The organism is Streptomyces sp. NPDC051320 (genome assembly GCF_040682175.1).
Taxonomy (GTDB): Bacteria; Actinomycetota; Actinomycetes; order Streptomycetales; family Streptomycetaceae; genus Streptomyces.
In genome coordinates this window covers 719,286-740,022 of the sequence record NZ_JBFBAL010000001.1, presented here as the reverse complement: position 1 = coordinate 740,022, position 20,737 = coordinate 719,286, and the positions used below count along the sequence as shown (strand labels likewise).

Genomic DNA, 20,737 nt, shown 5'->3' with positions numbered 1-20,737 from the left:
GACCGTGACCACACTCACCAAGACCGAGGGCGCACCGCCTCCCACCGGTTCGAACGCGTTCCTGTCGGTGCGGGACCTGCGGGTTCAGTTCTCCACCGAAGAGGGCATCGTCAAGGCGGTCGACGGGCTCTCCTTCGATCTCGAGCGCGGCAAGACACTCGGTATCGTCGGTGAATCCGGCTCCGGCAAATCGGTGACCAACCTGAGCATCCTGGGTCTGCATTCTCCGCAGAACACCACCATCACCGGAGAGATCCTGGTGGACGGCCAGGACGTCACCGATGTGTCGCGCAAGGAGATGGAGAGTCTCCGCGGCAACAAGATGGCGATGATCTTCCAGGACGCGCTGACCGCGCTGTCGCCGTACTACACGGTCGGCCGGCAGATCGCCGAACCGTTCGTGAAGCACACCGGCGCCTCCAAGAAGGAAGCCCGGGCGCGAGCCATCGAGATGCTCGGCAAGGTGGGCATTCCCGACCCGAAGTCCCGGGTGGACGACTATCCGCACCAGTTCTCCGGGGGTATGCGGCAGCGCGCGATGATCGCGATGTCGCTGGTGTGCAACCCGGAGCTGCTGATCGCCGATGAGCCCACCACGGCGCTGGACGTCACGGTCCAGGCGCAGATTCTGGACCTGCTCAAGGATCTCCAGCAGGAGTTCGGGTCCGCGATCGTGCTGATCACCCACGACCTGGGTGTCGTGGCCAACGTCGCTGACGACCTGCTGGTGATGTACGCGGGACGAGCCGTCGAGCGTGGCAGTGTGCGCGAGGTGCTCAAGAGCCCGCAGCACCCGTACACCTGGGGCCTGCTCAGCTCGATGCCGAGTCTGGGCTCCGACGTGAACGAGCCGCTGCGGCCCATCCCCGGTACGCCGCCGAGTCTGCTGAACCCGCCCACCGGCTGCCCGTTCCATCCGAGGTGCGAATTCGCCGAGCTGGTGGAGAACAGCAGCCGCTGCGTGCACGAGCGGCCCGTGCTCGCGGAGGGACGAGCTTCCGCGTGCCACCTGACGGCGCAGCAGAAGCAGCAGATTTTCATCGAGACGATTCAGCCCCGGCTGGGCTGATGTACCGGCGAGTGGGGCTACGAACATGAGTGAGAAGAACACGAAGACCGCCTCCACCGAGGCGGCCGAGCCGCAGCGGGATCCGGTTTCGTCCGAGCCGCTGCTGGAAGTCAAGGAGCTGACCAAGCACTTCCCGATCTACGGCGGGTTTCCCATCAAGCGGAAGGTCGGTGCCGTCCAGGCGGTCGACGGTGTCTCGCTGAACGTCTACCCCGGCGAGAGCCTGGGCCTGGTCGGTGAGTCCGGATGCGGTAAGTCGACCACGGGCCGGCTGCTCACCCGGCTGCTCGAACCGACGGGCGGCTCCATCACGTATGCCGGCCAGGACATCACCCACGCGAGCCGCAAGCAGCTGGCGCCCATCAGGTCCGAGATCCAGATGATCTTCCAGGACCCGTACGCGTCGCTGAACCCCCGGCAGACGGTCGGCAACATCATCGCCAGTCCGATGGAGATCAACGGCGTCAACCCGCCGAACGGCCGGGAGGCCCGGGTACGGGAGCTGCTGGAGATCGTCGGGCTCAACCCGGAGCATTACAACCGCTTCCCGCACGAGTTCTCCGGCGGTCAGCGCCAGCGCATCGGAGTGGCCCGTGCTCTGGGACTGCAGCCGAAGCTGATCATCGCGGACGAGCCCGTCTCCGCCCTGGACGTCTCCATTCAGGCGCAGGTCGTCAACCTGCTGCAGGATCTCCGGCGGGACCTGGGCATCGCGTTCGTCTTCATCGCTCACGACCTGTCCATCGTGCGGCACTTCTCGCAGCGCGTCGCCGTCATGTACCTGGGCAAGCTGGTGGAGATCGCGGACCGTGACTCGCTCTACAACGGGCCGCGCCACCCCTACACCCATGCCCTGCTCTCGGCGGTACCCGAGACGGACATCGACGTGGCGAAGCGGGAGCGGATCCGGCTCGCCGGCGACGTCCCGTCGCCGATCATGCCCCCGTCCGGCTGCCGCTTCCGTACACGCTGCTGGAAGGCGCAGGACAAGTGCGCCACCGAGGAGCCACCGCTGGTTCAGCTCGCCGGCAGCCGTGCCGGGCACCTGACCGCCTGCCACTTCCCGGAGGAGCCGACGATCGCGCCGCGCGACGAGGACGTTGTCCTCGACCCGGGCCTCGTCAGCATGGAGAAGGGCTCCTCGGAGTAACCCACCGCGTAACGCGTTGCCGAAGCCCCGCGGACCGGTCACCGGTCCGCGGGGCTTCGCAGTGGCGCAGAGTGACCACGCGCACCGTCCGGCCCCCCGGCCGGAGATCTCCGGCCGCATCAGGGCAGCACAGCGCGGATACGAGCCGGCGGCCGGCGCCCCGCAGGGCTTGCTGAGCCTTGCCGCGGCAGGCAGCGTTCGCTCTGTTTCCGCCCGGCGGTGTCAGCTCGTGCTGAGCGGTCCAGCGTCCTCGGTGTCGAGCTGGTGGTCGGCCCAGACGTAGCTTTCGGGAAGCAGGTCGGCGATGGACATGGCTCGGAGGCGGTCGCCTGTGCCGACGATGACGTTGATGGCCGGGAAATAATCGAGAAGGATCTGGCGGCACCGTCCGCACGGGGGCACTACCCCGCGGTCGCGGTCGCCCACGGCAACGATGGTGTCCAGGTCGTAGGCGCCCTGGGTGGCCGCCGTGCCGATGAGGACCAGCTCGGCGCAGGGGCCTCCGGTGAAATGGTAGGCGTTCACCGCGGTGATGATGCGACCGTCCCGGGCGCGGGCCGCGGCCGCCATGGTGTGGTTGTCGCCCCGGCAGCGCGTGCGCGCGACGTGGGCCGCGGCGTGGATGAGTTCGTGATCCACGGTGTGGGTTCGCCTGGTCATTGCCCTGCCCTTCGTGAAGTCTCGGAGACGTCGGCCTCGCGCTTTCACGAGGTGCGCTGTCCGCTGTTGGGTGACAGGGGCCTCCGTCGGGCCACCGGCCTGCCCCCATCGATTCTGCACATCGAAAACGGTCCGCCGAAGCAGCCGGCGGACCGTTATGAGATCGAGGTCAGCCCCTGCAGAACCCTGAACGGTGCAATGCACTCACGTATCGGTCCTGAGGGTAACTGTCACTTCATGCCTTGACGACCCACTGCATCTGTGACTTGTTGCTCGTCCTTGTGCCGCAGATGACCTTGCCGCTGACTTCCTTGAACATGCCGCATTTTGCCGATCCGATATACGTCGTGTCGCCATTACGCAGACTGTTGAGCGAGACGACCTGCGCCTTGGAACATCCTCGGCCGTACGCCGGCTTGTTCTTCCCTGAATGCGCGAGGCACCAGCCGCCGTACTGGTTCCCAATGTTCGCGAGCTTGGCGCCCACGTTCGACCAGTATTGTTTGTCCGTCTTCTTGCAGGTGGCCAGCGTGACTTTCTTGTCGACCCCGTTGAACTGGAGGCACTTTCCAGTGGCTTTGTTCACCAGGTGATGGGAGCCCCACGCCGACGCGGGTGCGGCCGGGCCGAAAACGGTGAACGCAAGGGTGAGTGCGCCGCTCGCGATGGCGATCCTGCTGATCGTTTTCATCGGAATTCCCCCGAGGAGTTGTCATGGATGCAGTGGTCAACTGAGAAGAGTGTGGCATCGAGATCGATCTGCACGAAGCGAGTTGATGAACAATTGAGGTTGGGTTTCTGCCCACTGTCGTGGTCGCGAGCAGGCGGAATTCCATGAGTGCGGAGCCGGACTGTGTCTGGCCGTCGAGTCGGCCCTGCGGAGATCGAACCCCTATTCGGACGCTGCGTTTTTGACCGTGCCCTCGTGGCCGTGACGGGTTGCTCGCTGCGGCCGGGGTGCATCGATCTGTGGATGAGAACCGGGTCGGATGCCGCAGAGAAGTGGGCCCGCGGCTCGGCATTTCGGCGGAGGCGGGGACCGGGACGCCGACGTCCGCTGAAAGGCATGTCCTTTCCGTCATGCGGGGCATCCGGGCGGTTCTGGTGACGGATGGACACAGATGGCCGCAATGAGAGTGCATGGGCATCGGTATGAGGCGATATTGGGCTCAAAGTACGACCTGATACCTAGAGGAGGCACTCCATGCGCGGAGCCACACACGCCAAGTGGGCCGCCTGCGCGGTCGTTGTCGCTCTCGCGGCGACGGCCTGCGGAGGCGGTGGGGGCAGCGGCAGCGGCGGCGGTGGCAAGGGTGGTGGAGTCCTCAGTTCCTCGTGGGGCGACCCGCAGAATCCGCTGGAGCCCGCGAACACCAACGAGGTGCAGGGGGGCAAGGTCCTGGACATGGTGTTCCGGGAGCTCAAGAAGTACGACCCGAAGACCGGCAAGGCCACCAACATGCTGGCCCAGAAGATCGAGACCAGCGACTCGACCAACTTCAAGGTCACCATCAAGAGCGGCTGGACGTTCAGCAACGGCGAGAAGGTCACCGCCAAGTCCTTCGTGGACGCCTGGAACTACGGCGCCGACCTGAAGAACAACCAGAAGAACGCCTACTTCTTCGGGTACATCGACGGATACGACAAGGTCCACCCGGACAAGGGCAGCGCCACGGCCCAGAAGCTGTCCGGGCTGAAGGTCATCAACGACCGGACCTTCACCATCAAGCTCGACCAGAAGTTCTCGACCTTCCCGGACACCCTCGGGTACGCCGCCTTCGCGCCGCTGCCCACCGCGTTCTTCACCCACCACGACGCCTGGCTGAAGAAGCCGATCGGCAACGGTCCGTACACCGTGCAGTCGTACACCAGGGGCTCGAAGATGAGCCTGCGTAAGTGGGACAAGTACCCGGGGCCCGACAAGGCGCAGAACGGCGGGGTCGATCTCAAGGTCTACACCGACAACAACACCGCCTACACCGACCTGACGGCGGGCAACCTCGACCTGGTCGACGATGTGCCCGCCGCGCAGCTCAAGAACGTCAAGTCCGACCTGAACGGCCGGTACCTGAACACCCCGGCCGGCATCATCCAGACGTTGTCGTTCCCCTTCTACCGCACGCCGTGGAACAGCGCGAAGGCGAAGAAGGTCCGGATCGGTCTGTCCATGGCGATCAACCGGCCACAGATCACCAAGACGATCTTCCAGAACACCCGCACCCCGGCCACCGACTGGACCTCCCCGGTCCTCGGTGCGGCCGGCGGGTACAAGGCCGGCCTGTGCGGCGCCTCCTGCAAGTACAACCCCACCGAGGCCAAGAAGCTGATCAAGGAGGGCGGCGGCCTGCCCAACGGCCAGATCTCGATCGCGTACAACGCGGACACCGGCTCGCACAAGGAGTGGGTCGACGCCGTCTGCAACAGCATCAACAACTCCCTCGGCAACGACAGGGCGTGCGTCGGCAAGCCGGTCGGCACCTTCGCCGACTTCCGCAACCAGATCACCCAGAAGAAGATGACGAGCCTCTTCCGGGCCGGCTGGCAGATGGACTACCCGCTCATCCAGAACTTCCTGCAGCCGCTGTACTACACCAACGCCTCGTCCAACGACGGTCACTGGAGCAACAAGCAGTTCGACAGCCTGGTCGACAAGGCCAATGCCGAGACCAACACCGCCACCGCCGTCAAGACCTTCCAGGACGCCGAGAAGGTGCTCAGGGACGAGATGGGAGCCATCCCGCTCTGGTACCAGAACGGCAGCGCGGGCTACTCGGACCGGATCACCAACGTCGCGCTCAACCCGTTCAGCGTCCCGGTCTACAACGAGATCAAGGTCAAGTGACGCCTGAAGGGGCATAGGACCCGGCGCTCCGAGCGCCGGGCTCCGGCACCTTCCATCGACGACCCCGGGAGCCCTTCATGGGACGTTATGTGATCAGGCGTCTGCTGCAGATGATCCCGGTCTTCATCGGTGCCACGCTGTTGATCTTCCTGATGGTGAACGTGATGGGCGACCCCGTCGCGGGACTCTGCGGGGAACGTGCGTGCGACCCGGCCACCGCCGCGCAGCTGCGCAAGGAGTTCGGGCTCGACAAGCCGGTGTGGCAGCAATACGCCACCTACATGGGCAACCTCTTCACCGGTGACTTCGGTACCGCCTTCAACGGTCAGAAGGTCACCGAACTGATGGGCACCGCCTTCCCCGTCACCATCCGGCTCACCATCGTGGCGATCATCTTCGAGATCATCATCGGCATCCTGTTCGGCGTGATCACCGGGCTCAACCGCGGACGCTCCATCGACACCACCGTCCTGCTGCTCACCCTGCTCGTCATCTCGGTCCCGACCTTCGTCACCGGCCTGCTGGCCCAGTTGCTGTTCGGGGTGAAGTGGGCGGTCATCAAACCAGCGGTCTCACCGGAGGCCCCGTTCAACGAGCTGATCCTGCCCGGACTCGTGCTGGCCTCCGTGTCGCTGGCCTACGTGACCCGGCTGACCAGGACGTCGATCGCGGAGAACAAACGCGCCGACTACGTGCGCACGGCGGTGGCCAAGGGACTGCCGAAACGCCGCATCATCGTCCGGCATCTGCTGCGCAACTCACTCATCCCCGTGGTGACCTTCATCGGTACCGACATCGGCGCGCTCATGGGCGGCGCCATCGTCACCGAGCGGATCTTCAACATCCACGGCGTGGGTTACCAGCTCTACCAGGGCATCGTCCGCCAGAACACCCAGACCGTCGTCGGTTTCGTCACCATCCTGGTCATCGTCTTCCTGGTGGCGAACCTCGTCGTCGACCTCCTCTACGCCGTTCTCGACCCGAGGATCCGTTATGCCTGAGTCGCAGAATCCCGACGAAGCGATCGCCGCCACCGGCGCCGGGGGCGGCACCGACCTCGCGATGAGCGAGGGCAGCACGCTGGAGCGCGGACCCGGTGGCGGCGGCCCCGACGACCGGGCGCGCAGTCTCTGGTCCGACGCGTGGCGCGACCTGCGCCGCAACCCGATCTTCATCATCTCGGCGCTGATCATCCTCTTCCTGGTGGTGATCTCGATCTGGCCCCAGTCCATCGCCACCCAGAACCCGCTCGCCTGCGACCTCGCGAAAGCGCAGGAAGGCCCCCAGCCCGGACACCCCTTCGGTTTCACCGGCCAGGGCTGCGACGTCTACACCCGTACGGTCTACGGCGCCCGGCAGTCGGTGACGGTCGGCGTCTGCGCCACCGTCGGGGTGGCCGTCATCGGCAGCATCCTGGGCGGGCTCGCCGGGTTCTTCGGCGGCGCGGGGGACGCGATCCTCTCGCGGATCACCGACATCTTCTTCGGCATCCCGGTGGTCCTCGGCGGTCTGGTGCTGCTGTCCGTCGTCACCAGCAGCACGGTCTGGCCGGTGGTCGGTTTCATGGTGCTGCTTGGCTGGCCGCAGATCGCCCGTATCGCGCGGGGTTCGGTCATCACCGCCAAACAGAACGACTACGTCCAGGCGGCGCGGGCCCTGGGCGCCTCCAACTCCCGGATGCTGCTGCGCCACATCACACCGAACGCGGTGGCGCCGGTGATCGTGGTGGCGACCATCGCGCTCGGTACCTACATCTCGCTGGAGGCGACCCTCTCGTTCCTCGGGGTGGGGCTGAAACCGCCCACGGTCTCCTGGGGCATCGACCTCTCCGCCGCCTCCCCGTACATCCGCAACGCCCCGCACATGCTCCTCTGGCCGGCCGGTGCGCTGGCCATCACGGTGCTCGCCTTCATCATGCTCGGCGACGCGGTACGCGACGCCCTCGATCCCAAGCTGCGCTGAGGAGTACCGCCCATGTTGCTCGAAGTGCGCGACCTGCACGTGGAGTTCCAGACCCGCGACGGGATCGCCAACGCGGTGAACGGTGTCGACTACACGGTGGACTCCGGTGAGACGCTCGCGGTGCTCGGTGAGTCCGGGTCCGGCAAATCGGTGACCGCTCAAGCGATCATGGGCATTCTCGACGTACCACCGGGCCGCATCGCGGGCGGCGAGATCATCTTCCAGGGCCAGGACCTGCTGAAGCTCAAGGAGGCGGAGCGCCGGAAGGTCCGCGGCGCCAAGATGGCGATGATCTTCCAGGACGCGCTCTCCTCGCTCAACCCGGTGCTCAGCGTGGGTGAGCAGCTCGGCGAGATGTTCGTCGTCCATATGGGCATGTCCCGCAAGGACGCCAAGGCCAGGTCCGTCGAACTGATGGACACGGTGCGCATCCCGGCGGCCAAGGAGCGTGTCAACCAGTTCCCGCACCAGTTCTCCGGCGGTATGCGCCAGCGCATCATGATCGCCATGGCGCTGGCCCTGGAGCCCGACCTGATCATCGCGGACGAGCCGACCACGGCCCTGGACGTGACGGTCCAGGCCCAGGTGATGGACCTGCTGGCGGAGCTGCAGCGGGAGTACCACATGGGGCTGATCCTGATCACCCACGACCTGGGCGTGGTCGCCGACGTCGCGGACAAGATCGCCGTGATGTACGCGGGGCGCATCGTCGAGACGTCCCCGGTCCATGAGATCTACAAGCGCCCCGCACACCCCTACACCGAGGGTCTGCTCGCATCGATCCCCCGCCTGCACCAGAAGGGCCAGGAGCTCTACGCGATCAAGGGACTGCCGCCCAACCTGCTACGCATCCCGCCCGGCTGCGCCTTCCACCCCCGCTGCCCGCGCGCCCGGGAGGTGTGCCACACCGATGTGCCACCGCTGTACGTGGTGAACGAGGAACGCCGCAGCGCCTGCCACTTCTGGGAGGAGACGATCGATGCGCAGTGAACACTCGGGGCGCAAGCAGGCGCCGGAAGAGGGCGAGGCGGCACGGGACCTGATGGCGAAGTCGCGGGCGGAGACCGCGTTCGCCGGCGGCGAGCACATCCTGGAGGTCCGCGACCTGGTCAAGCACTACCCGCTCACCCAGGGAATCCTGTTCAAGCGGAAGATCGGAGCGATCAAGGCTGTCGACGGGGTCTCGTTCAAACTCAGCCAGGGCGAAACGCTCGGCATCGTGGGGGAGTCCGGCTGCGGCAAGTCGACGGTCGCCCGGCTCCTGGTGAACCTGGAGGCACCGACGGCCGGCACCATCCGGTACAAGGGCGAGGACATCACCAAGCTCTCCGGGCGCGCCCTGAAGGCCGTGCGCCGGAACATCCAGATGGTGTTCCAGGACCCCTACACCTCGCTCAATCCCCGGATGACGGTCGGCGACATCATCGGGGAGCCGTACGAGATCCACCCCGAAGTGGCCCCCAAGGGTGACCGGCGGCGCAAGGTCCAGGACCTGCTCGACGTCGTCGGCCTCAACCCGGAGTACATCAACCGCTACCCGCACCAGTTCTCCGGCGGCCAGCGCCAGCGCATCGGTATCGCCCGCGGTCTCGCGCTCAACCCCGAGATCATCGTGGCCGACGAACCGGTCTCCGCGCTCGACGTGTCGGTGCAGGCACAGGTCATCAACCTGCTCGACCGGCTGCAGAAGGAGTTCGACCTGGCGTACGTGTTCATCGCGCACGACCTGTCGATCGTGCGGCACATCTCCGACCGGGTCGGCGTGATGTATTTGGGGCGGATCGTCGAGGTCGGCTCGGACGCCGAGATCTACGACCACCCGACGCACCCCTACACCCAGGCCCTGCTCTCCGCGGTCCCGGTGCCGGATCCGGAGGCCCGGGACCGCCGGGAGCGGATCATCCTGTCCGGTGATGTCCCCTCGCCCGCCGACCCGCCGTCCGGGTGCCGGTTCCGCACCCGCTGCTGGAAGGCGCAGGAGCGCTGCGCGCTGGAGGTTCCCGCGCTGGCCGTCCCTGCCGTGTTCCGCGAGGCGCAGGGGCCGGTACACCACGACTCGGCGTGCCACTTCGCCGAGGAGAAGCAGGTGGTGGCGCCGGAGACGAGCGAAGGTCACTGAAACGGAACGCGGACGTCCGGCGGGCCCTTCGCACGGGTCTCGCTGTTTCGCTTGTTCAACCGTCGTAGCGCAGTGGAGTATCACCGCGTGATACTCACTCGAGGCGCGCGGACCACCGGCGCGGTCGTCTGCGCCCTGCTGGCGCTGACCGTGCTGTGCTGGGTCGTCAGGGACCTCTCCACCGCCGACGGACCGGTCCAGCTGTGGCGGTTCTGGGAGGCCGGGCCCTCGGGGATGGCGCAGGCATCCCTGACCACCACGCTCTACGACCTGATGCTGGTGGTGGTGTACGCGGTCGTCGCAGTGGCGGCGCTGCGTTCGCCGGTCGCGGGTTCCGCGCTGGTGGCGGCGGCGGTGGTGACCCTGGTGCTCAGGGTCCCGGGGCTCTGGGTGCAGAACGCCGACTGGATGGGTCACTGGTCCTCCGACGAACTGCGGTTCCGCGCACTGGTGTCCACGCTGATCGCGCTCGCCGGGGCGTTCGCCCTGATCATCACGGTGGCGGCCGGACGCAGGCCGGCCGACGGCGCGCAGCGGGCGCTGCCGACCCCGCCGGGGCGCGGGCCCGCGGTCACCGCCGGCCTGCTGCTTCTGCTCGCCGCGCTGGTCGGGGCCGGCTGGGAGATCTACTGGATACGCACCCTGCTGCTGGGCGTCGACCCGAAGGTGTACAGCTATCGGTTCACCGGCCAGGAGGGCATCTTCATGCCCCTGCTGGGCGTGCCGGCGGGGTGGCTGGCCGTGCTGATGACGCTGCTCCGGGTGGTGGCGGCTATTGGGGCCTTCGCCCGTGCTCCGTTCGCCCGGCCGCTGGGTATGGTCGCAGCCGCGGGGCTGACCGCGTCCGGAGCGCTCAGCTCCTCGCTCGCGCTGCGCCTCCATCTCTTCTCGCATTTCGCGGACCGGGGGCTGCGGGACCAGCTGTCCCTCCTCACCGGGGTGTTCGCCCTGGTGGCGGGGGTGGTGGTGCTGGTGCTGCTGGCCATGAAGGGCGAAAGTGTCACCGCCCGCCGGCCGCAGCCGTTGTGGCAGCAGCCGGCGGGACAGGGCGGCGGTTTCGGTCCCCCGCTCTCTCCGCCGCCACCGTCGTCCCCGCCGCCGGGATGGTGACCGGGGCGGGGACGCGAACCTCAACGGCCAGGGTGTTACTCGGGCCGCGCTGCCGCCAAGGAGCGCTTGAGGAAGTCCACTTGGAGCAGCAGCAGATTCTCCGCCACCTGCTCCTGGGGCGTCATATGAGTGACCCCGGACAGCGGCAGCACCTCGTGCGGGCGGCCGGCGGCGAGCAGGGCCGACGAAAGCCGCAGGGTATGGGCCGCGACCACGTTGTCGTCCGCCAGACCGTGGATGATCATCAGCGGTCTGGCGGGGCTCTGCGGTGCGGAAAGCCCGTCGTCGGTGACCAGTGAGCTCGCCGCGTACGCCTCGGGCCGCTCGGCCGGGTCGCCGAGATAGCGCTCGGTGTAATGCGTGTCGTACAGCCGCCAGTCGGTGACCGGCGCGCCCGCGACGGCCGCGTGGAAGACGTCGGGACGGCGCAGCACCGCCAGCGCGGCGAGGTAGCCGCCGTACGACCAGCCCCGGATCGCGACCCGGTCCAGGTCGAGCGGGAAGCCCTGCCCGGCCAGGCCGTGCAGGGCGTCGATCTGGTCGTCGAGGGTCAGCGGGAAGTTGCCGCTGATCGCCTTCTCCCACGCGGGGGAGCGACCCGGGGTGCCCCGGCCGTCCGCGACGACCACCGCGAAGCCCTGGTCGGCGAACCACTGCGAAGTGAGATACGGGTTGTGCGCGGCGAGCACCCGCTGGCCGTGCGGCCCGCCGTACGGATCGAGCAGCACCGGAAGCCTGCCGTCGGTGTCCCGGTGTCCGGTGGGGAGCAGGACGGCGCACGGAATTCTGCGTGCGCCCCCCTCGGTGAGTTTCACGCGGGGGTTAAGGCCCGGATCTTCCGCGAACGAGGCCACGGTGGCCACCTCCTTCCCGGTCCGCAGCACCCGTGCCGTGGAGCCGGGCAGTTGGGGACGAGCGGACACCAGGACCGTCAACTCGCCGGAGCGGACCGCCGAGTGCACTCCGACGTCCTCCGAGACACGGGCGACGCCCAGTTCATTGACCCGGTAGACGTGGATCTCGCCGGTCTCCGGCTCGGCCGCCGCCTCGCCCGCCGACGCCGAAATCAGGATGTCGTCAACCGAGATGTCCAGCACCGCCCGAACGTGCAAATCCGGTCCGGTCAGCAGCCGGTCGCCGACGGCGAGCACCCGTGCGCCCCCTTCGTCGGCGATCCGCACCAGGCCACCGGCCGGCGCCCAGGCAGGCACCCCGAGGCAGAGGTCGAGCCACACCTCGTCCTCGTCGACATGGACCGTCCGGGTCGCGCCCGATTCCGTGTCGACTCCGAGGTACAGCTGGCTGCGCTGGTCACGTGCCTGCACCAGAAGAAGGGGAGCGCCGCTCTCCGACCAGTGCACACCCGCCAGATACGGATACCGGGCGCGGTCCCAGACCACCTCGGTCCGGGAGCCGTCCAGCGCGTACAGATACAGCCGCACCTCGGCGTTGGGCGTGCCCGCCGCCGGGTAGCCCACCTCGGCGGGCGCACGGTCCGGATGCGCCGGATCGGCGATCCACCAGCGCTTGACGGCGCTGTCGTCGGCCCGGGCGACCAGCAGCCACCGCGAGTCCGGCGCCCACCAGTAACCGCGGTTGCGGTCCATCTCCTCGGCGGCGATGAATTCCGCGAGCCCGTACGAGGTGTGCTCGTCCTCCGGCTCGGCCAGCGCCCCGTCCCCCTCGCCGTCCGACCCGACGACCCGCAGGGCGCCGCGGCTCACGTAGGCGATACGGCGGCCGTCGGGGGAGGGGCGGGGGTCGAGCACCGGCCCCGGCACCGGGATCTCCCGGGTGGTCCCGGCCCGCAGCTCGGCTGTGAACAACCGACCGGACAGCGCGAAGGCGGCCAGCTCGACCGCCGCGTCGACCGCATACCCGACGATGCCGGCCGAGCCTTCCCTGCTCCGTTCGCGGCGGGCCCGCTCCTGGGCCGACAGCCGTTCGACGGTCCCGCCGAGCAGGGCGTCCGGGTCGGCGGCGACCCGCTCCCGGGCGCCCTGCCCGAGGTCGAGCACCCAGAGGCGGTTGGCGCGGTCGGTGCCGGAGGGAGAACGCAGGAAGATCACCCGCTCCCCGTCGGGCGACACGGTGAAGGCGCGCGGCACACCGAGTGAGAAGCGCTGAGTCCTGGCGAACCGGCGCGGGAAGGACAGCTGTTTCGACGTCATGCGGTCGAACTTAGACCGGCCGGAGTGATGCGGGTGTGCAGTTTCCGGGCCGGTGGTGCCTGCCGCGTCCCGGGACCGGTGGGGCGGGCGGGTCAGACCGGGGGCACTTGCCGACCGATGTTGTCGGCTGCGCGTGCATGCGCCCCTCGTGCTCCGGTGCATCGATCATGCAGAGCTCCGGATAGTTATGATCCGTAGCGCTAGGTGGGTATGACGCTACCGGCAGTGGTGGCCATGTCCTTGGACCGTACGCAAATGGAGGTGAACCGTCATGGCACTCTCGATCTCGGCGGTCGTGCTGCTGGCGATCATCGTCGTGCTGCTGGTGAGGAAGTCCGGGCTCAAGGCCGGGCACGCCATGGTGTGTGCGCTCCTCGGCTTCTACCTGGCCAGTTCGTCCGTGGCGCCCACCATCCATGACCTGACCACCAACGTGGCGGGCATGATCGGCGGTATCAAGTTCTAGGGTCTGCCGTGGCGTGCTCCCCGGTGCCATGCCGCGCGGCCGGTCCGTGCCGGAACGGCTCGTAGGCTGTCCCCATGGTTTCCCCGACGGATCTCCCCGCGCGGCGTCTGCTCCTGGTGCATGCGCACCCCGACGACGAGTCGATCAACAACGGCGCCACCATGGCCGCCTACGCGGCCGAGGGAGCCCACGTCGCGCTGGTGACCTGCACGCTGGGCGAGGAGGGGGAGATCATCCCGCCCGCGCTCGCCCATCTGGCCTCCGACCGGGACGACGCCCTGGGTGAGCACCGCATCGGTGAGCTGGCCGCTGCCATGCGGGAGCTGGGCGTAGCGGACCACCGCTTCCTGGGCGGTCCCGGCCGGTTCCGCGACTCCGGGATGATGGGCGTCGAGCAGAATCGCCGCGAGCGCGCTTTCTGGAACACAGCGGTGGACGACGCGGCTCCGCATCTGGTCGAGGTCATCAGGTCGCTGCGCCCGCAAGTGCTGGTGACCTATGACCCCAACGGCGGTTACGGCCACCCCGACCACATCCAGGCGCACCGCGTCGCGATGCGCGCCGCCGGACTCGCGGCCGAACCGGGTTACCGGCAGGACCTCGGAGAGCCGCACGTGATCGACAAGGTCTACTGGAACCGGGTGCCGCGTTCGGTGGCCGAGGAGGGCTTCGCGCGACTGCGGGCCGCCGGTACGCGATTCCCCGGCATCGCCGAGGTCGGCGATGTGCCGGGGGTGGTGGACGACGCACTGATCACCGCGGAGATCGACGGCACCGCGTACGCGGCGGCCAAGTCCGCCGCGATGCGCGCCCATGCCAGCCAGATCGCGGTGGACGGACCGTCCTTCACCCTCTCCAACGACCTGGGGCAACCACTCTTCGTGCGGGAGTACTACGAACTCGTACGGGGCGCCTCCGGGGCGCCTGACGGCGAGCGCGAGACTGATCTCTTCGCCGGAGTCCCCGGAGCGGACGCCTGACCACGGAGACCGCGTGCGAGGGCACAACAGACCGACGAGAGCAGCCGAGGAAAGCGAACATATGGTTACGAACCACACCGGCACCGGCATGGCGGCACCGCTGAACGGCGGACGGGTCGCCGGTTACGCCGGCCTGCTCGTCCTGGGGGCGCTGACCGGCGTTGCGGGCGCTCTCGTGCAGGGCGACTGGTTCCCCGGCGGCCTGGTGCTCGCGCTGCTCGGTGCCGCGGCGCTGTTCTACGGCGGCAGACTCACCACCGGCACCGGCGTCGGGGTAGCGGCGCCCGCCCTGGGCTGGCTGATCGCGGTGATCCTGCTGACCGCCACCCGCCCGGAGGGTGACTTCGTGTTCGGTGCCGGCGTGGGTTCCTACGTGTTCCTGCTCGGCGGGATGGTGGCTGCTGTGATCTGCGCCACGCTGCGTACCCCGGCGTGGTCGGCTTCCGGCTCTGCCCGACCTGGTAAGTGATGTGCCGCTTCGCCCGGTGAACCGGAGGCCCTCGACGCACTTTCGGAACCTTGCATTCCACTGGGCGGGGGGTGCGGAACCGTCATGGCCAGTATGGTGGTGCGCGCCGCCGAACCTCCCGCACAAGTAAGAACGGGCGGCGGAGCCAACCGGGAGAACCTGCCTTGAGTCGTGAAACTGACAGTTCGTCCACCGGCCCCCAGGGGCGTGGCGGAGCCGCGTACCCCTCGGGTACGCCGCCGTACGGAACCCGCCAGTCTCCGGAGGACGCCGCGTCCCCGGCAGCGGCCGCCCCGCCGCAGCCGGAAGAGCCCAGGACCGAGACCACGCTGACCACGCGTATCCGGATCAACATCCCCGGCTCGCGGCCGATTCCGCCGGTCGTCATGCGTACCCCCATGAGCGATATTTCCGACGGTCCGGATCCGGAGCGCACGGGGTCCACCCCGCGCCCCCGGGAGCCCGAACCTGAGCCGGTGGCCGAGGAGCCGACGGCCGAACAACGGCCGACGAGCGACTGGTTCGCGCCGCGGAAGCCCGCTGCCGCCGCGGCGCCCGCCACCGCGGCCGAACCGGCCGATCCGGGCGCTACCGGTGACGGTCGACGTCCCGACCTGCCCTACTTCTCGGAGTCTGCGCAGCGCGGGTCCGGCCCCGTCGGGGCGGGCCCCACCGGGCCGACCACCGGCCCTGTCCTGGGCACCGGTTCGCTGAAGCCGCCGCTCGAAACCCGTCCGACCGGTTCATCGGGTGCCGTACCGCCGCCGATGTCCGACGACACCGCGGTGCTGACCCCGCAGCCACCGGCCCCCGGTTTCCCGTCGGCCAACGAGGGTTTCCCGTCGGCCGCCGAGGGCTTCCCGCCGGCCACCGACGGATTCTCACCAGCGGCCGACGGTTTTCCCGCGGCCGGGTATCCGGGGCCGCAGACCCCCGCGGGCGGCCTGGACGAGGACGGCCTGTTCGGTCCGAGCGGCGGCCATGTCTCGGGACACACGCTGAACAGCGGGATCCCGGTGGTCCCGCCGGAGCGCCGCGCGCCGTTCCCGCCGGGCCCAGCGGCCGGCCCTGGACCCCATGGCTCGGACGGTCCCGCGCCGTACTCCCCGTCGCCCTCGCCGACCCCCGCTGCCGCCCCGTCGCCCGGGCCCGCCGCGGTCCGTCCGGCCACGCCCGGCCGAAAGGGCCGCTCCAAGCTGGGGATGGCCGGCGTCGGTCTGGTGGTGCTGGCCGGAATCGCCTACGGCGCGGGCCTGTTGATGAACCACTCCGACGTGCCCAAGGGCACCACCGTGCTCGGCGTCGACATCGGCGGCGGCACCAGGGACGAGGCGGTCAACAAGCTGGACAGCGCGCTCGGCACGCGTGTCAACGCGCCGATCCCGCTCAGCGTCGACGGCCGGAAGACGGAGCTCAAACCGGCTGCCGCCGGTCTCTCCCTGGAGACCCAGGCGACCGTCCGGCAGGCCGCGGGCAGCGACTACAACCCGGTTTCGGTGATCGGTTCGCTCTTCGGGGGTGAGCGCGTCATCGATCCGATCCTGCCGACCGACCAGGAGAAGCTGAGCGCCGCGCTGAGCGACCTGGCGGGCGGGTCGGGCTCGGCTTCCGAAGGAACCATCAAGTTCGAGCCGGGCAAGGCCGTGGCCGTACCGGGCACGGCCGGCAAGGGGCTGGACGTCAACAAGTCGATGCTCGCCGTCCGGGACGCCTACCGTGCCCAGGTGCAGACCGGGACCGCCCGCACCGTCGTGCTGCCGGTCGTGACACGGCAGCCGACCATAAGTCAGACCGAGATCGACCGGGCGATGAAGGAGTTCGCGAAGCCCGCGATGTCGGGGCTCATCACCATCAAGGCGGGGGCCAAGCAGATCCAGTTCGGCCCCGAGAGGTCGCTGCCGAAGATCCTCTCCATGTCGGCGGTCAACGGTCGGCTGGTCGAGGTCTACAACAAGCCGGCCATCACCCAGCTGCTGGACGGCGTCTTCGACGGCATCATGATCACCAAGGGTGACGGCAAGAAGCACCAGGTCTCGGCCGACGACGTGGCGCACGCCGTGCAGACCGCGCTGCTCGGCAAGACCCCGGCGGAGCGTACGGCCACCATCGACCTCAACCCGAGCTGACAACCGCCTTGCGGCAGCCGCCGGCCGCCCCTGCCCCGAACACCGGGCAGGGGCGGCCGCGTACGGCCGGGCAGCCGCGTACGGCCGCGCCCGCACCGGATATGACATCTGTCATCGCCGAATCACGACAACCCGCTCTGCCGCCCGGCACCCGGACCGCGGGAAGCTGGCCGCATGACGAAGACAGCTGCTCCCACCACGGTGGTGAGCTTCGAGAAGGTGGACAAGAGCTACGGTCAGGTCCGCGCCGTGGCCGGTCTCTCGCTCCAACTGCACCCCGGCGAGACCGTCGCGCTGCTCGGCCCGAACGGCGCCGGCAAGTCGTCGACGCTCGATCTCCTGCTCGGCCTCCGCAACGCCGACTCGGGCACCGTCCGGGTCTTCGGCACGACACCCGAAGAGGCCATCAGGGAGGGCCGGGTCGGCGCCATGCTGCAGAGCGGCGGCCTGATGGAAGACGTAACGGTGCGCGAACTGGTCAAGCTCGCCTGCGATCTGCACCGCCACCCGCGTCCGGTGCACGAGGTGCTCGAGCGCGCCGGTATAACCGAGATCGGCGACCGCATGGTCAACAAGCTCTCCGGCGGTCAGGAGCAGCGGGTCCGCTTCGCCCTGGCGACGGCGGGTGACAACGATCTGATCGTGCTGGACGAGCCGACCACCGGGATGGACGTCTCCGCCCGGCACGCCTTCTGGGCCACCATGCGGGAACAGGCCGACCAGGGCCGTACGGTGCTCTTCGCCACCCACTACCTGGAGGAGGCCGACGCCATCGCGGACCGGGTCCTCGTCCTGCACAAGGGCCGGCTGCTGGCCGACGGGACCGCCGCCGAGATCAAGGCGAAGGCCGGTGCCCGCCGGATCGCCTTCGACCTCGACGGCGACATCGACGAGGCAACGCTGCGCGAGCTGCCCTTCCTGACCACGTTCTCGCTGTCCAACGCCGGCTCCGGCGCGGGGGCACGGCGTACGGTCCGCATCCAGTCCACCGACGCCGACGCGACGGTGCACGCGCTGTACGGCCTCGGGCTGTATCCGCACAATCTCGAAGTCGCGGGACTCGGCCTCGAGCAGGCCTTCGTCGCCATCACCGAGGCCGAGGAGGCCAAAGCAGCATGAGGACCCTGATCAAGCTCGAGATCACCCGCACCCTGCGGAACAAGAAGTTCATGTTCTTCTCGATCCTCTACCCCTCGATGCTCTACCTGATCATCGCGAGTGGAGCGTCCTCCAGCGACAAGGTGGACGGCACCGACCTCACCCTGCAGAACTTCTACGTGGTGGCGATGGCCTCGTTCGGCGCACTCACCGCGGTGCTGATGGGCAACAGCGAGCGCATCGCCAAGGAACGCGAGAAGGGCTGGGTCCGTCAGCTCCGGCTCACCTCGCTGCCGGGCCGCGGCTACGTCCTCGCGAAGATCGCCAGCGCGGGCGTGGTGACGCTGCCGTGCATCGTGGTGGTCTTCGTGGTGTCGGCCTTCGCCAAGCACGTCCGGTTCGACACCTGGCAGTGGCTCGCCCTGACCGGGGTCATCTGGGTCGGCAGTCTGGTCTTCGCCGCTCTCGGCGTGGCCATCGGCTACATCGCCACCGGTGACGCCGTCCGCCCCATCACGATGATCGTGTACTTCGGCCTGTCCATCCTCGGCGGCCTCTGGATGCCGACGGCGATCTTCCCGCAGTGGCTGCAGAACGTCGCGGAGTGGCTGCCCACGCACGCCTACGCCGCCCTGGGGCAGTCCATCGAACTGGGCGGTTCACCGCACGCCAAGGACGTCGGCATCCTCTTCGTCTACTTCCTGCTCTTCGCGGGCGGCGCCGCCTGGCTGTACCGGAAGGACACACTGAAGGCGTGAACGAGGAACGAGAGGTCCGGATCGGCAGGGTGCCGGCGAACATGCGGCAGGCCGGCGCGAAGATGCTGTGGATCGGCATCTGGCTGGTCTTCATGAGTGCTCCGCTGGGCAAGCTGCTGGACGGCGGCTACAGCACCTCGCAGGAGGCGCTCGGCTGGAGTGGCCTGGTCGTCTTCGTGGCCGCCTATCTGGTCCTCGTCTTCCGGCAGACCGCCCGTACCTTCTCGGTCCGGGTGGTCTACGGCAGCCTGGCCCTTCTCGCCGTGCTCGCCGTGGGGCTCACCCTCTCGCTCGGCTCCGCCTGGCTGGTCCTCTTCGTGTACGTGGCGGTGAGCTGCGGGGCGGTCCTGCCGTTGCGGACGGCCACCTGGGGGATCCTCGGTGTCAGCGCGCTGATGTGTCTGCTCGCGCTCGCCGGCGATGATGCCGCCGACAGGATCGGCTCGCTCATCGTCCCGGCCCTGCTCGGCGGCTTCGCGATGACCGGGGTGCGGCAACTGGTCCGTACGACGGTCGAGCTGAAAGCGGCCCGCGTCACGGTCGCCCAGCTGGCGGCCAACGAGGAACGCCTGCGGATGGCCCGCGACCTCCACGACCTGCTCGGCCACTCCCTTTCGCTGATCACCCTCAAGTCCGAACTGGCCGGCCGGATGCTGCCGGACCACGCCGACCAGGCGGCGGCGCAGGTCGCCGACATCGAACAGGTCAGCAGGCAGGCGCTGACGGACGTACGGGAAGCGGTCACCGGCTACCGCCGCCCGACCCTGCCCGGCGAACTGGCCGGCGCCCGCACCGCACTCGCCGCGGCCGGTGTCACCGCCGACCTGCCCGCCGACTGCTCCGTCGACGACCTCACCACCGACCAGGAGACGGCGCTGGCCTGGGCGCTGCGTGAGGGGATCACCAACGTCGTACGGCACAGCGGAGCCAAGCGGTGCACGGTCTCCCTCACCGCCCGACAGACCCTCGACGGCCGCCGCTGCGAACTCAGGATCGCCGACGACGGCCGGAACGCCGTCCTCGCCGCGCGCGGCAACGGGCTCACCGGACTGACGGAACGCCTCCACCAGGTCGGCGGCTCGCTCGATACGGAAGCCGACCGGGGCTTCGTCCTCACCGTGCGGGTCCCTCTAGGATCCGGCACATGATCAGGCTCTTGCTCGCTGAGGACCAGTCGATGGTCCGGGAGGCCCTCGCCGCGCTGCTCGGTCTCGAGCCGGACTTCGAGGTGGTCGTCCAGGTGGCCCGGGGCGACGAGGTGCTGGCCGCGGCGCGGGCCCATGCGGTCGACGTCGCGCTGCTCGACATCGAGATGCCGGGGATGACCGGCATCGAGGCGGCGGCCCAGCTCCAGCGCGAGTTCCCGGCGCTCAAGGTCGTCGTCCTCACCACCTTCGGCCGCCCCGGTTATCTGCGACGGGCCATGGAGTCGGGCGCCCATGCCTTCCTGGTGAAGGACGCCCCGGCGGCCCAACTGGCCGACGCGGTGCGGAAGGTGCTGGCAGGCGCCCGGGTCATCGACCCGACCCTGGCCGCCGCCGCCCTCTCGGACGGAGCGAATCCGCTGACCGCGCGCGAGCGCGACGTGCTGCGCGCCGCGGCGGACGGCTCCACCAACGCGGAGCTGGCCGCCGCGCTCCACCTCTCCCAGGGCACCGTCCGCAACTACCTCTCGACCGCCATCCAGAAGCTGACGGCACGCAACCGGGCGGAGGCGGTGCGGATAGCCCGCGAGAAGGGCTGGCTGTAGCGCCCCG

At 68.9% G+C, this 20,737-nt stretch carries 19 protein-coding genes; 16 read left to right on the top strand and 3 right to left on the bottom strand.

Annotation, left to right across the window (positions count from 1 at the left end; translation table 11 throughout):
• Window positions 1–4: 4 nt before the first annotated feature.
• Window positions 5–1,069 carry an ABC transporter ATP-binding protein gene (locus tag AB0M87_RS03585; RefSeq protein ID WP_365849736.1) on the top strand — a complete coding sequence of 355 codons (1,065 nt, stop codon included), beginning with the start codon at window positions 5–7 and terminating at the stop codon, window positions 1,067–1,069.
• Window positions 1,070–1,094: 25 nt separating this feature from the next.
• Window positions 1,095–2,219 (top strand): dipeptide ABC transporter ATP-binding protein, encoded by a 1,125-nt coding sequence (locus tag AB0M87_RS03580; RefSeq protein ID WP_365849735.1) that lies wholly within the window; start codon window positions 1,095–1,097, stop codon window positions 2,217–2,219.
• A gap of 222 nt (window positions 2,220–2,441) precedes the next feature.
• On the opposite strand, the gene AB0M87_RS03575 is transcribed toward AB0M87_RS03580, so the two are convergent.
• Window positions 2,442–2,879 carry a cytidine deaminase gene (locus tag AB0M87_RS03575; protein WP_365849734.1) on the bottom strand — a complete coding sequence of 146 codons (438 nt, stop codon included), beginning with the start codon at window positions 2,877–2,879 and terminating at the stop codon, window positions 2,442–2,444.
• A gap of 235 nt (window positions 2,880–3,114) precedes the next feature.
• Window positions 3,115–3,570, bottom strand: a complete 456-nt coding sequence (locus tag AB0M87_RS03570; protein WP_365849732.1) for a hypothetical protein — start codon at window positions 3,568–3,570, stop codon at window positions 3,115–3,117.
• Between the two features lie 513 nt (window positions 3,571–4,083).
• Between AB0M87_RS03570 and AB0M87_RS03565 the strand changes: the two genes are divergently transcribed.
• From AB0M87_RS03565 to AB0M87_RS03540, 6 genes are all read left to right on the top strand, one after another.
• Window positions 4,084–5,721, top strand: a complete 1,638-nt coding sequence (locus AB0M87_RS03565) for an ABC transporter substrate-binding protein (RefSeq protein WP_365849730.1) — start codon at window positions 4,084–4,086, stop codon at window positions 5,719–5,721.
• A gap of 77 nt (window positions 5,722–5,798) precedes the next feature.
• On the top strand, window positions 5,799–6,722 hold the full coding sequence (locus AB0M87_RS03560; protein WP_365849728.1) for an ABC transporter permease: 924 nt from the start codon (window positions 5,799–5,801) through the stop codon (window positions 6,720–6,722).
• Window positions 6,715–7,683, top strand: a complete 969-nt coding sequence (locus tag AB0M87_RS03555; protein ID WP_365849726.1) for an ABC transporter permease — start codon at window positions 6,715–6,717, stop codon at window positions 7,681–7,683. Before AB0M87_RS03560 ends, AB0M87_RS03555 begins: the two co-directional genes overlap by 8 nt.
• 12 nt (window positions 7,684–7,695) lie before the next feature.
• Complete coding sequence (locus tag AB0M87_RS03550; protein WP_365849724.1) at window positions 7,696–8,673, top strand: ABC transporter ATP-binding protein; 978 nt, start codon at window positions 7,696–7,698, stop codon at window positions 8,671–8,673.
• Window positions 8,663–9,802: a dipeptide ABC transporter ATP-binding protein gene (locus AB0M87_RS03545; RefSeq protein ID WP_365849723.1), complete on the top strand. Its 1,140-nt coding sequence runs from the start codon at window positions 8,663–8,665 to the stop codon at window positions 9,800–9,802. Before AB0M87_RS03550 ends, AB0M87_RS03545 begins: the two co-directional genes overlap by 11 nt.
• An 87-nt stretch (window positions 9,803–9,889) precedes the next feature.
• A complete protein-coding gene (locus tag AB0M87_RS03540) occupies window positions 9,890–10,912 on the top strand; it encodes a hypothetical protein (protein WP_365849721.1) in 1,023 nt (340 codons plus the stop codon).
• A 35-nt stretch (window positions 10,913–10,947) separates the two neighbouring features.
• On the opposite strand, the gene AB0M87_RS03535 is transcribed toward AB0M87_RS03540, so the two are convergent.
• Window positions 10,948–13,083, bottom strand: coding sequence for a prolyl oligopeptidase family serine peptidase (locus AB0M87_RS03535; RefSeq protein WP_365849719.1), 2,136 nt, complete (start codon window positions 13,081–13,083; stop codon window positions 10,948–10,950).
• Between the two features lie 271 nt (window positions 13,084–13,354).
• On the opposite strand from AB0M87_RS03535, the gene AB0M87_RS03530 reads away from it, so the two are divergent.
• The 8 genes from AB0M87_RS03530 (at window position 13,355) to AB0M87_RS03495 (ending at window position 20,730) form a co-directional block, all read left to right on the top strand.
• A complete protein-coding gene (locus AB0M87_RS03530; RefSeq protein WP_365849717.1) occupies window positions 13,355–13,549 on the top strand; it encodes a hypothetical protein in 195 nt (64 codons plus the stop codon).
• Window positions 13,550–13,623: 74 nt separating this feature from the next.
• Window positions 13,624–14,529, top strand: a complete 906-nt coding sequence (gene mshB / locus AB0M87_RS03525) for an N-acetyl-1-D-myo-inositol-2-amino-2-deoxy-alpha-D-glucopyranoside deacetylase (protein ID WP_365849716.1) — start codon at window positions 13,624–13,626, stop codon at window positions 14,527–14,529.
• A 61-nt stretch (window positions 14,530–14,590) separates the two neighbouring features.
• On the top strand, window positions 14,591–14,998 hold the full coding sequence (locus tag AB0M87_RS03520; protein ID WP_365849714.1) for a DUF6113 family protein: 408 nt from the start codon (window positions 14,591–14,593) through the stop codon (window positions 14,996–14,998).
• A gap of 164 nt (window positions 14,999–15,162) precedes the next feature.
• Window positions 15,163–17,124: a hypothetical protein gene (locus AB0M87_RS03515; RefSeq protein WP_365849713.1), complete on the top strand. Its 1,962-nt coding sequence runs from the start codon at window positions 15,163–15,165 to the stop codon at window positions 17,122–17,124.
• Window positions 17,125–17,298: 174 nt separating this feature from the next.
• The gene (locus AB0M87_RS03510) at window positions 17,299–18,243 is read left to right on the top strand and encodes an ABC transporter ATP-binding protein (RefSeq protein ID WP_365849711.1); all 945 of its coding nucleotides are present in this window, start codon (window positions 17,299–17,301) and stop codon (window positions 18,241–18,243) included.
• On the top strand, window positions 18,240–18,980 hold the full coding sequence (locus AB0M87_RS03505; protein ID WP_365849709.1) for an ABC transporter permease: 741 nt from the start codon (window positions 18,240–18,242) through the stop codon (window positions 18,978–18,980). The genes AB0M87_RS03510 and AB0M87_RS03505 overlap by 4 nt, the downstream gene beginning before the upstream one ends.
• Window positions 18,977–20,128 (top strand): sensor histidine kinase, encoded by a 1,152-nt coding sequence (locus AB0M87_RS03500; protein WP_365849707.1) that lies wholly within the window; start codon window positions 18,977–18,979, stop codon window positions 20,126–20,128. Before AB0M87_RS03505 ends, AB0M87_RS03500 begins: the two co-directional genes overlap by 4 nt.
• The gene (locus AB0M87_RS03495) at window positions 20,125–20,730 is read left to right on the top strand and encodes a response regulator transcription factor (RefSeq protein ID WP_365849706.1); all 606 of its coding nucleotides are present in this window, start codon (window positions 20,125–20,127) and stop codon (window positions 20,728–20,730) included. Before AB0M87_RS03500 ends, AB0M87_RS03495 begins: the two co-directional genes overlap by 4 nt.
• Window positions 20,731–20,737: the final 7 nt, after the last annotated feature.